The organism is Nocardiopsis prasina DSM 43845, assembly GCF_000341265.1.
GTDB classification, from domain to species: Bacteria; Actinomycetota; Actinomycetes; order Streptosporangiales; family Streptosporangiaceae; genus Nocardiopsis; species Nocardiopsis prasina.
Window position 1 is genome coordinate 1 of sequence record NZ_ANAE01000151.1, and the last position, 11270, is coordinate 11270.

An 11270-nucleotide genomic window follows, 5' to 3' on the forward strand; every position below is an offset into this window, starting at 1 on the left:
CGGGCACGTTCAGGTGCGCGAAGCCCTTCATGGTGTGCACGGGCCAGGGGTAGCTGATGTTCAGCGCGATGTCGTGGCGTTCGCGCAGCAGACGCAGGATGTGGTCGCGGCGGGGGTGGCGGACCACGTAGACGTAGTACACGTGGTCGTTGCCCGGGGTGACCGAGGGGAGTTCGAGCCCGCCCGGAGCGCAGAGGTCGCTCAGGCCCTGCTCGTAGCGTCGGGCCACTTCCTGGCGCCCCTGCACGTAGCTGTCCAGGCGGGTGAGCTTGCGGCGCAGGATCTCGGCCTGCACCTCGTCGAGCCTGCTGTTGTGCCCGGGCAGGCGTTCCACGTAGTAGGTCTGTTCCATGCCGTAGTAGCGGAGTCGGCGCAGGTTTGCTGCGGTGGCCTCGTTGCCGGTGAGCACGGCGCCGCCGTCTCCGTAGGCGCCCAGGACCTTGGTCGGGTAGAAGGAGTAGGCGGCGGCGTCGCCGGTGCTGCCCGCGAGGACGCCGTCGCGCCGCGCCCCGTGCGCCTGCGCGCAGTCCTCCACGACGGCCAGACCGTGGCGGCGGGCGATGGCTCCCAGGGTGTCCATGTCGGCGCACTGGCCGTAGAGGTGCACGGGCAGGATCGCCTTGGTGCGGGGGGTGATGGCGGCCTCGACCAGGGCGGGGTTGATGAGGTGGTCCTGTTCGCGGACGTCCACGAACACGGGTGTGGCTCCGGTTCCGTGGATCGCCACCACGGTGGGCGCGGCGGTGTTGGAGACGGTGATGACCTCGTCCCCGGGCCCGATCCCGCACGCTTCCAGAGCCAGTTTCACCGCGTTGGTGCCGTTGTCGACGCCCACGCAGTGCGTGACGCCGTGGTAGGCCGCGAACTCCGCCTCGAACCCCCGGACGCTCTCTCCGAGTACCAGGCGTCCGCTGGCGAAGACCGTGCTGACCGCGTCGAGGAGGTCGTCACGCTCCGCCTCGTACTCCGGGAGGTAGTCCCATACGTGGGTGGCCATTGTCCTATGCCTCCTCGTAGAAGCCGAAGAACGTCAGCAGGCTCCTGGCCTCGACGTTCAGGTGGTTGCCGTACCGCACCAGCTCGGTGAGCTGGCGCAGGGTGACCCAGGTGTAGTCCTGGGGCACGTCCAGGTCGAAGTCGTCCTCGACCTCGACCATGAGGTAGCGGTTCCGTGCGTGGTAGAAGCGTCCGCCCTCTTCGGAGTGGACGCTGTCGAACCGGACGCGGTCTTTCGGAGCCGCGAGTACCTCGTCCAGGAACAGGGGCCGGCGGGCCTCGGGGAGCCACTTGTAGTTGTCCGGTTGGCACTGGACCGTGGGTGCCATCTCGACTCCGTCGAGGGCGCCGGTCTCGATGCGTGCCTGGACGAGCAGGTGCAGAACTCCCTGGATGTTCTTGACCAGGAAGGCGATGATGCCCTGGCCGCGGGGTTCGAACATGGGTTGGTGCCAGCCTGTGACTTCGCGGCTGTTGCTCTGCACGGCAACTCCGATAACGGAGAAGTGCAGGTCCAGGTCGTGTTTGATGGCGCCGTCGCGGTGGGACCAGCCGCTGACCTTGTTGAGTGGGATGGTGTGCCGGGTCAGGGTGCATCGTCCTTTGGCTTCGGTGAACCAGCTGAGGACCTCGACCATCGAGTGGAGTGATTCCTGGGCCCCGCGGGAGCGGGTCAGGTCGCCTCGGAAGGAGTCCTCGGTGGTGTCGCCGTCGCCGAGGCTGATCCCGGCGGCCCCGGCGAGCACGGTGCGCGTGTCCATGTTCATCAGGTTGGGCAGGCGCAGAAGGGCGCTGATCTGGGGGAAGCTGAGCCAGCAGAACTCGTCCAGGACGGGGACGTGTTCGTCCACCCGGACGATCATGTTGCGGTTGCGTTTGGCCAGGAACCAGGAGGCCTGTTCCGACTGCAGGACGTCGGAGAGCACCAGCCCCTTTCTGGGGGCGGTGAAATAGGTGAGGTAGGGGACGGTTCTGCCGCCGTGGATGCCGGTGATGTTGCTTTGGGTGGCTTGGACGGTGGGGGAGAGCTGGAGGCCGTTGACGTTGCCCGGCTCCATCTTGGCCTGGAGCAGGCAGTGGGGGATTCCGTTGAACTCCTTGACCAGGATTCCCAGGACGCCCTGCTCGGGCTGGACCATGATCGGCTGCTGCCAGGCCTCGACCCCGCGCCCGGAGCGGGTCAGGTCCAGCCCCTGGACGGTGAAGAAGCCGCCGGTGTGGTGGTGGAGGTCGCCGGTTTCGGGGTGGGTGGTCCAGCCGTGGAGGTCCTGGAGAGGGACGCGGGTGACATGGTGGTGTTGTTCCTGGGCTCGGTGGGCGAACCATGTGTGGAATTGGTTCAGGTCGGTGAACAATTGACCACTTCCCTGCTCGTTGAGGGTGTCAACGGTGCCTTCCGTTCGAGGAGTTCGTGTCGACCGTCTGGTTGCCCTGGGCTGAGCCTTCTCGTGGATCAGGCTCGCTTCGGCGCCGCGGTCGGCCCGCGGTCACCGCCTGACCCAGACCCTTCCCGACACCTCGATGTCGGCGGTGCCGTCGACGATCGCGCCCACACAGGTGAAGACGGATTCCGTGCCTCGCGCGGTCGACTGGTTCACGGTCACGGGCACACCGTGTGACGTGGGATCGAGGCTCAACGCGGCGACTCCGAGGGCACTGGCGGCGGGTAGGCAGCCAGCGTCCTCGGGGAAGCCGAACCCGGGGGCGAAGACCCGCGCCGCCATGTGTCGGCGCTCGGGGTCCCACTGGAAGAGCGTGAGGTCGGTGAGGCCCGACTTCCGCATCAGTACCGGGTCCGGTGCCGGGAGGTTCCGAGGGTCCTCGTCGACGTGGACGAGTGTGAACCGGCGTCCGACCCCGGCGCCGAAGGCCCGACCTGTGTACGGGGAGACGAGGTCGGGGTCGATCGGGACGGCGTGGTGGACCGCAGGCCCGTGGAACGGCACCCGGACGTGGTGTCCGTCGGTCCAGAGCCGCTGGGTGCCGTTGGGGGTGATGTGCTCGACCAGGTCGGAACCGGGGGTCAGTCGTCCGCGCGCGACCAGGCAGGCGGCCACTCCGGCCATGGAGTGTGTGCCGAAGGGGCTCTCCCCGTCCCCATGGAAAATCCTGGTCGTGAAGGCGCGGTCCGCGCACGAGACCACCAGGGCTGTCTCGTGCGCGTCAGTGTCGCGCACGTGGGCGGAAACCGCGGCCGCGTCCCATGACTGGTCCGCGTCCGGTACGAGGACGTCCAGCACGCTCCCCCTGCCAGCGGAGAGACCGAACATGTCCACTCTGATGCGGGACATCACGGCCTCCCGCCCAGGTTGTTGCGGGCGAAGTCGAGGACGACCCGTTCGTCGCCCTGATAGGGATGGTCTGGCCGGGGCCAGTGGACGACGAGGTCGGTGAACCCCAGGCCTTCGAGCTCGCTCGTGGCGTCCTCGTACGCCGTCACGGAGGCGGTGATTCCGCCCGCCGACGCGTCCGCCACGAACAGGCGGCGTACGTCGGCGGGATCGCGCCCCGCGCGTTCACAGGCCGAGTCGAGGCGGCTCATCTGCTCACGCAGGACCGGCACGACCTCGCGCAGGGGCCGCGAGCGGAAGTCGTTGGGCGGTCCGCTGGTGATCCAGTACTGCCCGAACCCGGCAGCGAGCCCCAGCCCTCGCGGGCCGGCGGCCGCGACGGCGAAGGGCAGGCGGGGTCCCTGCTCCGCCCGCGGGTGGAAGGTCGCCCCGGCCACCGTGTACCAGCGCGAGGACCGGTCCAGGTCTCCCGTGGTGAGCAGTGTGTCGAGCAGGCCGACGAACTCCTCGAACCGCTCCGCCCGCTCGCGCGGGGAGATCTCGGGCTGGCCCAGGAGGGTCGTGTCGAACCCGGGGGCACCGGCCCCCAGCCCGCAGATGACGCGGCCCCCGGAGATGTCGTCGAGCGTGGCGAGGTCCTTGGCGAGGACGGCGGGGTGCCGGAAGTTCGGCGTGGCCACCAGAGTCCCCAGCCCGATCGTCTCGGTGACTGTGGCCGCGGCGGTGAGGGTCGGGATCAAGCCGTACCACGGGCGGTCCGCGAACCAGCGCCACATCAGGTGGTCGTAGGTCCATGCGTGGTGGTATCCGAGTTCCTCGGCCGCGCGCCATCGCTCGGCGGCGACCTTCCACTCGTGCTCGGGCAGCAACACGACGCCGTGCTTCATAGGTGGGCTTCCTCAAGTGAGTTCTCCGCGTCCGCCGAGAGCTGGGCGGCGCGATGCGCGAGCAGGAGCACGTTCGGGGCCAGGCGCTCCAGCGCGTTGTCCGACGGCCCCGGGGCAAGGGTGTGGTGCTTGCCGTCGACCTCGGGATACAGGCCGTTGCGGTCCAGGTCCGCGGTGACCCCCGCGATCCGGGAGTTCAGCTGGTCGCAGAGGGAGGAGCGGCTGACGGAGCCCCGTACGGTCATGAAGAAGCCGTCGAACAGGTCCTCCTTCTCCTGTGAGACGCCCGCCCTGCCGGAGTGCTTCTGTAGCAGCGACTGCCCGTCCGGGACGAGATGGTCCGCGATCCGGGCGTGCGTCAGGTGGTTGAGCTCGATCGCTTCGCGCAGGGGCCCGCACGAGGGGTCCGCCTGCCAGGGGAACCGTGCCCGGAAGAGCGGGCGGAGCGGACGGTAGTCGGGCGCCCAGGCTCCGCTGAAGGCGGGATGCTGGAGCGACATGCGTTCGCGAATGTGCGTGTGGTACAGCGCGCGGGGAACGGTGGCGGAGTAGAGCAGCATCGTGCTGTACCCGTCCACGCACGCCGCCATCGCCTCCCGTTCCCCCTGCGTGGGCGCCCGGTGAGCGCTGCGTTCGAGGGCGTCGCCCAGCAGCCGCCAGAGGAGGAAGGAGATCTGGTGCCCTGTCACCCATCGGTACCAGAAGAGAGCGAACGCGTCCGCGCACGCGGGGCCGTACAGTTCGTACTTCTCCTGACTGAGTGGATGGACGACGGAGGGGGCGCCGTCGTCCGCGCCGTACCCGTGCCCGGTCGGCGGAAGGCGGAGCGTCCGCGGTAGGAAGGGTGCGTGCTCGTCCGGTGCGATCATGCCTTCGCCTTCGGAAAGTAGATGAACTCGATCTCCAACCCGTTGGGGTCGAGGACGTAGAGGCTCTGCATTCCGTCCGGGTCGACCACGATCTCCGACGGGGGCTCCTCCCGGTTCCAGCGGATCTCCTCGTTGGACTCCCGCACGCGTAGCCAGCGCTCCCGCAGCTCCACGAGGTGCGAGGCCTCGCCCACCTCGAGCCCCAGATGCTGGAACTGGTAGTCGAGGGGAGTCGGCCCGGACCGAGAGTGGTCGATCCGGTCGAAGACGTGGAACCGGACTTCCCCCGCCTTCAGCTCCACGAGTTCCCTGATGCCCGGGAGTCGTTCGAGGGTGAGCGGGGAGAACGTGTCGAGTTTCCATTCGACGGTGGCACCGAGGAAGTCCCCGTACCAGCGGATCGTTGAGTCCACGTCATCGGTCTGGATGGCTATGTGGTTGAACTTCGGTGCGATTTCGATTCTGTTCATGAGGCCCCCATGGCTGGTGATACTCCTGACTTATGCTCGGCGAGCCCGGTCCGGCCGGCAATCAGAAGATATTCAGAGGACTTAAAATTTTCCCAGGAAGGGCTGAAATCACCAGGTCGCGCCGGTGGCCCGAGGAGGGTCCGGTGTTCGTGAGTCCGGAATGGCCTCCGGAAGAGGTCCCGAGCCGCCGTAACGGGACGCAGCCACCGGTGATCAGAGACCTGTCGGCCGACTTCGCGGCCCCTGTCTTCAGAGGATTTCTGACAATGGGCTGAGCATTCTTTGATGGTGCGGGGTCCTCTCGATCGGCTAGGTTCGTACGGCGGGGCGAAGGAGTCGTCGCCGGTTCGGAGCCTGAAAGGGGGCACATGCGCGAAACGCTCGATGAGGCCAGGCGACTGGATGCCGAGGACCCGATTTCTGGGCGAGTGGACGAATTCTCCTTGGGTGATTTCGTGCACCTGAATGGGAATTCGCTGGGGCCTCCGCACACGGGTCTGCTGCGCGAACTCGAACGGGTGGTGGACCGCCAGTGGGCGCCCCGGCAGGTGCAGGCCTGGTTCGCCGAGGGCTGGCTCGACCTGCCGCGTACTGTCGGCGACGCGATCGGAGAGCTGTTGGGGGCCGGGCCGGGTCAGGTCGTCGTCGCGGGGGAGACCACGTCGACCACGCTCTTCAACGCATTGGTGGCCGCCTGCCGTCTACGCGGGGACCGGCCGCTCCTGCTGATCGAGGCGGACGCGTTCCCTACGGACCTGTACATCGCGCAGTCGGTGGCACGCCTGCTCGGCCTCCGTGTGCTTGTCGAGTCCTCGGCTGGATTCGACTCGGCCCTGGAGACCCACGGGTCGCGGATCGCCGCGGCGATCGTCGCCCCAGTGGACTTCCGCACCGGTGAACTCCGCGAGATCGGACCGACGACCGACCGCTGCCACGCCGCGGGAGTGGTCTCGGTATGGGATCTCAGCCATGCCGCGGGAGTCCTGCGGATCGACCTCGACGACAACCGCGTCGACCTGGCCGTCGGGTGTGGATACAAGTACCTGGGAGGAGGCCCCGGGGCGCCGGCGTATCTCTACGTGGCGGAGCGGTTGCAGGCCACCGTGGATCTGCCCCTGTCCGGATGGCACGGCCACGCGAAGCCGTTCGACATGTCTCCCGACTTCGTTCCGGCCGACGGCGTCGACCGCGCCCGGACCGGGACTCCGCCGCTTCTCAGCCTCGTCGCGCTGCACCATGCCCTGGGCCCGCTGACCCGGGCGGGGATCGAGACGCTGAGCCGACGCAACCGATCGCTGTCCGACTTCTTCCTCGCGTGCGTCGAGGAACGCTCCCCCCACCTCATCGGGCGGCTCGCCTCACCTGGAGACGTCGACCGTCGGGGCGGGCACGTGGCGTTCGACGTTCCCGATGCGGCGAAGGTCGAGCACGAGCTGGCCCAGCGCGGCGTCCTCATCGACTCCCGCCCGCCCGACCTGATCCGGATCGCCTTCGCCCCGTTGTACGTGAGCCACGTGCAGGTGTGGCACGCGGCGCGGGAACTCGCCCACGTCCTGGAGAGGTCACGATGACCGGGGTACCCGAGTACGTCTCGTACGCACGCATGGACGAGCTGCACGAACTACAGCGCCCCCGAAGCGATGTCCGGGGAGAACTGGGCTTCCTCCTGATCAGTCAGGTCAAGGAGCTGCTCTTCCGGATGGTGACCGACGACCTCGACTCGGCCAGGACCGAGCTCGGTCACGACGACCTCGACGGCGCCTGCCTGGCCCTGGCCAGGGCTGTCCGCAGCCAGGGCGTTCTCGCGGCCTGTTGGGAGGCCATGAACGGGATGTCCGCCGACGAGTTCGTCGCGTTCCGCCACGTCCTCGATGACGCGTCCGGCGTGCAGTCCTTCGCCTATCGCACGCTGGAGTTCTCCCTGGGGAACCGACCCGCGCGGCACGTCCGGGCCGCGTTGCGCGAGGGGCCCGAGCGGGTGCGGGATGAACTCGCGAAGCCGTCGCTGTATGACGCCGCGCTGCACCACCTGGGCCGGCGGGGCTTCGCGGTCCCGGAGTCCTGCCTGCGGCGGCCGCAGACCGAACAGCACGAACCGAACGCCGGAGTCGAGGATGTCTGGCTGGAGATCTATGGCGACCCGAGGACCCACCGGGGTCCGCACCGGCTCGCGGAGTGCCTGTTGGAGGTCGCGTACCAGTTCTCCCGATGGCGCGCCACGCACCTGCTGGTGGTCGAGCGGATGCTCGGCGGGAAGGGCGGGACCGGCGGAACGGACGGGGCCTCCTGGTTGCGGGAGATCAACGAACACCGGTTCTTCCCCGAGCTGTGGACGTTCCGGACCCGTCTGGAGAGCCCGGCACAGGGAGGGACGCCATGACTCGTGACGCGTCCGCAGCCGGACGCGTCGTCGCCGCCGAGCAAGAGTTTGTCGAACTGATCGGAGCTAGGACATGACGGGAAAAGCCGACCTGGAGTCACTTGTTCCACTGATATTCGGGTTCTCCGCGTTCCAGCAGTTGCGGGCGGCCTCCGAACTTCAGCTGTTCGAGTACCTCACCCAGAATGGCCCGTCGACCTGCGAGCAGGTGGCCGAGGGGCTGCGCCTGCCCGCGAAGTCGGCGCGCAAGCTGATGTTCGGCACGACCTCGCTCGGGCTCACCGACCATGCGGACGGAACGTACGTGCCGAGCGCCCCGCTGCGCGAAGCGATCAAGGACGGCACGTGGCCGCTGATCCGCAACATCATCGACTTCCAGCAGAGACTCTCCTACCTTCCGGCGACGGAGTACGCGCAGTCGCTGCGCACCGGGGAGAACGAGGGGCTCAGGCACCTCCCCGGACGGGGGAACGACCTGTACACCCGGCTGGAGCAGGCGCCCGAACTCGAGAGCCTGTTCTTCCGCGGCATGCACGCGTGGTCCGAGCTTTCCAATCCCGTGCTGCTCGGTCAGGTCGACTTCCACGACACCGCGACCGTTCTCGACGTCGGCGGCGGTGACGCGGTCAACGCCATCGCGCTGGCACGCTCCCACCCCCACCTGAAGGTGACGGTCTTCGACCTCGAGGGCGCCATCGAGGTGGCGAGGGACAACATCCGCGCGGCCGGGCTCTCCGACCGCGTCGACGTCGTGGTCGGGGACATGTTCTCCGACGCCTGGCCGACCGGTGCGGACCTCGTCCTCTTCGCGCACCAGTTCGTCATCTGGTCACCGGAGCAGAACCGGGAACTCCTCAAGAAGGCGCACGACGCGCTGCGGCCCGGCGGGAGGGTCGCGGTCTTCAACGCGTTCGCGGACGACGACGGGCGCGGACCGCTCTACGCCGCCCTGGACAACGTCTACTTCGCGACGCTCCCCGCCGAGGAGGCGACCATCTACCAGTGGTGTGAGCACGAGACCTGGCTGGAGGAGACGGGGTTCGTGGACATCACGCGCATCCGGGGCAACGGTTGGACGCCGCACGGCGTCATCGAGGGAAGCAAACCCGATGCCGTCTGACCTCGACACCGAGTACTCCCCGAGCTCCGTCGCGCGCCACCCCCGACGCTCGTTGCGCCTGTACCGGGAGCGCGGGGCCGCGGCCCGGGACCGACTCCGGGTCGAGGAGTCCGTGCCGTACGGGGACGAACCCGGCGAGAGGTGTCACCTGTTCCCGGCCGGCGCGTCCGGGTCTCCCGCCCTCGTCTTCGTGCACGGCGGGCACTGGCAGGAGTCTGGCATCGACGACGCCTGCTTCGCCGCCGAGAACGCCGTGCGCCACGGCCTCGCCTACGTCGCCGTCGGCTACGGCCTGGCGCCGGAGCGGACGCTGCCCGACATGATCGCCTCGGTCGAACGCGCCCTGGTGTGGATCGCCGACAGGGGACCGTCCTTCGGCATCGACCCGGACCGGATGTACGTCGCGGGCAGCAGCGCGGGCGCCCACCTGCTCGCGTGCGCGCTGGCCGACCCGGCGACGCCACGCGTGAGGGGAGCCCTCCTGCTCAGCGGCCTGTACGACCTGACCGAGATCCCCGAGACCTACGTCAACGACGCCCTCGGCCTGACCCGCGAGACCGCACGGGACTACAGCCCCCTGTGGATGCCCGCTCCGCGGTGCGACGCGGTCCTCCTCGCCGCGGGCCGGTACGAGACCCGCACCTATCTCCGTCAGCAGCGCGCGTACGAGGCCCGTCTCGCGGGCTCCGACCTCCCGGTCGTCTCCCAGGTCGTTCCCGACCGGGATCACTTCGACCTGCCGTTGGACCTGGCCGACTCCGAGACCGGATTCGGTCGACTCAGCCTGGATCGTTTGGGAAGGGTGACCCCCACTTCATGAAGTACCTGTTCACATCGATGCCGGTTGTCTCCCACGTCCTGCCGTTGGTACCGCTGGCCCAACAGCTCACCCTGGACGGCCACGACGTCCTGGTGGCCACCACGGGCCCCGCGGCGGACACCGCGCGCCGAGCCGGGCTCACCACCGTCGACGCGGGTGGTCGGCTCGACGCGCGAGAACCCTATGACCAGTTGCTCGAAGTCATCGCGCGCGGGGAGTCCGGGCACGCGGCGGACGACGCGGAGGCTCTGCGGGTGCACGGTGCCTACTTCGGCGAGGTCGGGCTGCGCATGCTCGACGACCTGCTCGGGATCGGTCGGCAGTGGGGTGCGGAGGCCGTCGTGTACCCGGGCATCCACGCCTGTGGTCTGGTCGTGGCCCGCGCGCTCGGAGCCGTAGGGGTGCTGCACGGGTACGGGATCCCGCTCCCCACGTTCGCCCCCGCACTGGAACACATGCTCACCAGTCGGGGCGACCTGCCCGACTGTGTCCCCGAGGCCGATGTCGAGCTGGACGTGCTGCCGCCGTCCCTACCGAACTTCGCCGAGCTGCCCTGGACCAACGGGAAACCTCGACACCGACTGGGCATGAGGTACGGGTCCTTCAACGGCGCGGGCGACGTGCCCCCGTGGCTCCTTCACGAGCGTGACGTGCCACGCGTGATCCTGACCTGCGGGACCACCGAGGCTCAGGCCCAGCGGGGGGACACCTACCGTCGCATCATCGAGGCTCTGGAGGGGACGGAGTGCGAAGCGGTCATCCTCTCCGGCGGGGCGGTCCTGGACCGCCTTCCGGTCCCGCTGCCCCCATGGGTGCGGCTGGAGCGGTGGCTGCCGTTGAAGTTCGCCCTCGACCAGGCGGACGCGATCGTGCACCACGGCGGCTCCGGAAGCCTGCTGACGTCGTTTGCCGCGGGCCTGCCGCAGGTGGTGATCCCCATCGCCGGAACGGTCAGCATGAGCAACGGCCAGGCGGTGGAGGCGTGCGGTGCGGGCACGATGGTCGACCCCAACGGGCTGAACTCCGCCGAACTCGCCAAGGCCGCCGTCGATGTGCTCACCTCCTCCGCCAAGCGCGGGGCCGCGGCCGCGGTTCAGCGGGAGATGGAGGAGATGCCATCGGTTCGCACCGTGGCCACACGGCTCTCGTCCATCGTCGGCGAGCGGGCCGAGGTGAGGTCGTGAGAGTCGCGGTCATCGGCGGAGGCCCGGCGGGCCTCCTCACCGCGTTGCTGGTCAAGCAGCGCGGGGTGGCGGACCACGCCGTCGTGTGGGAACGGAACCGGGGAGAGGACACCGGCTTCGGCGTGATCCTCCCCTCGGAGGCACTCGACCTCCTCCGCCGTGCCGCGCCTGACCTGGCGGACGCCGTGGCCCGGCACCTGGCTCGCTGGGAGCGGACCGGTGTCAGCCGGAACGGCGAGTTGTGGACGGCGGA

11 protein-coding genes and 1 pseudogene are annotated in these 11270 nt (G+C 68.9%); 6 read left to right on the forward strand and 6 right to left on the reverse strand.

The window, feature by feature from the left end; translation table 11 throughout:
* The 6 genes from D452_RS0117105 to D452_RS0117130 form a co-directional block, all read right to left on the reverse strand.
* Window positions 1–997, reverse strand: a 997-nt coding sequence (locus D452_RS0117105; RefSeq protein ID WP_017545368.1) for a DegT/DnrJ/EryC1/StrS family aminotransferase, incomplete at its 3' end; no start/stop codon positions are given.
* 4 nt (window positions 998–1001) lie between these two features.
* Window positions 1002–2351: an NDP-hexose 2,3-dehydratase family protein gene (locus tag D452_RS0117110; RefSeq protein WP_017545369.1), complete on the reverse strand. Its 1350-nt coding sequence runs from the start codon at window positions 2349–2351 to the stop codon at window positions 1002–1004.
* A gap of 132 nt (window positions 2352–2483) precedes the next feature.
* Window positions 2484–3287: a PhzF family phenazine biosynthesis protein gene (locus D452_RS0117115; RefSeq protein WP_017545370.1), complete on the reverse strand. Its 804-nt coding sequence runs from the start codon at window positions 3285–3287 to the stop codon at window positions 2484–2486.
* Window positions 3287–4174 carry an LLM class flavin-dependent oxidoreductase gene (locus D452_RS0117120; RefSeq protein WP_017545371.1) on the reverse strand — a complete coding sequence of 296 codons (888 nt, stop codon included), beginning with the start codon at window positions 4172–4174 and terminating at the stop codon, window positions 3287–3289. The genes D452_RS0117115 and D452_RS0117120 overlap by 1 nt, the downstream gene beginning before the upstream one ends.
* The gene (locus tag D452_RS28465; RefSeq protein WP_017545372.1) at window positions 4171–5043 is read right to left on the reverse strand and encodes a hypothetical protein; all 873 of its coding nucleotides are present in this window, start codon (window positions 5041–5043) and stop codon (window positions 4171–4173) included. The genes D452_RS0117120 and D452_RS28465 overlap by 4 nt, the downstream gene beginning before the upstream one ends.
* The gene (locus D452_RS0117130) at window positions 5040–5513 is read right to left on the reverse strand and encodes a VOC family protein (protein ID WP_017545373.1); all 474 of its coding nucleotides are present in this window, start codon (window positions 5511–5513) and stop codon (window positions 5040–5042) included. The genes D452_RS28465 and D452_RS0117130 overlap by 4 nt, the downstream gene beginning before the upstream one ends.
* Before the next feature lie 455 nt (window positions 5514–5968).
* Here D452_RS0117130 and D452_RS0117135 point away from each other — a divergent pair, with 455 nt between their 5' ends.
* The 6 genes and pseudogenes from D452_RS0117135 to D452_RS31970 form a co-directional block, all read left to right on the forward strand.
* Entirely contained in the window at window positions 5969–7084 is a 1116-nt protein-coding gene (locus D452_RS0117135) for an aminotransferase class V-fold PLP-dependent enzyme (RefSeq protein WP_204366620.1), read from the forward strand.
* Window positions 7081–7893: a tryptophan 2,3-dioxygenase family protein gene (locus D452_RS0117140; protein WP_017545375.1), complete on the forward strand. Its 813-nt coding sequence runs from the start codon at window positions 7081–7083 to the stop codon at window positions 7891–7893. The genes D452_RS0117135 and D452_RS0117140 overlap by 4 nt, the downstream gene beginning before the upstream one ends.
* 73 nt (window positions 7894–7966) lie before the next feature.
* Window positions 7967–9013, forward strand: a complete 1047-nt coding sequence (locus D452_RS0117145; protein WP_017545376.1) for a methyltransferase — start codon at window positions 7967–7969, stop codon at window positions 9011–9013.
* Entirely contained in the window at window positions 9003–9833 is an 831-nt protein-coding gene (locus D452_RS0117150) for an alpha/beta hydrolase (protein WP_017545377.1), read from the forward strand. The genes D452_RS0117145 and D452_RS0117150 overlap by 11 nt, the downstream gene beginning before the upstream one ends.
* On the forward strand, window positions 9830–11017 hold the full coding sequence (locus D452_RS0117155) for a glycosyltransferase (RefSeq protein ID WP_017545378.1): 1188 nt from the start codon (window positions 9830–9832) through the stop codon (window positions 11015–11017). The genes D452_RS0117150 and D452_RS0117155 overlap by 4 nt, the downstream gene beginning before the upstream one ends.
* Window positions 11014–11121, forward strand: a pseudogene (locus tag D452_RS31970) (FAD-dependent monooxygenase); the annotation flags it as partial. The gene D452_RS0117155 and the pseudogene D452_RS31970, both read left to right, overlap by 4 nt.
* Window positions 11122–11270 lie beyond the last annotated feature (149 nt).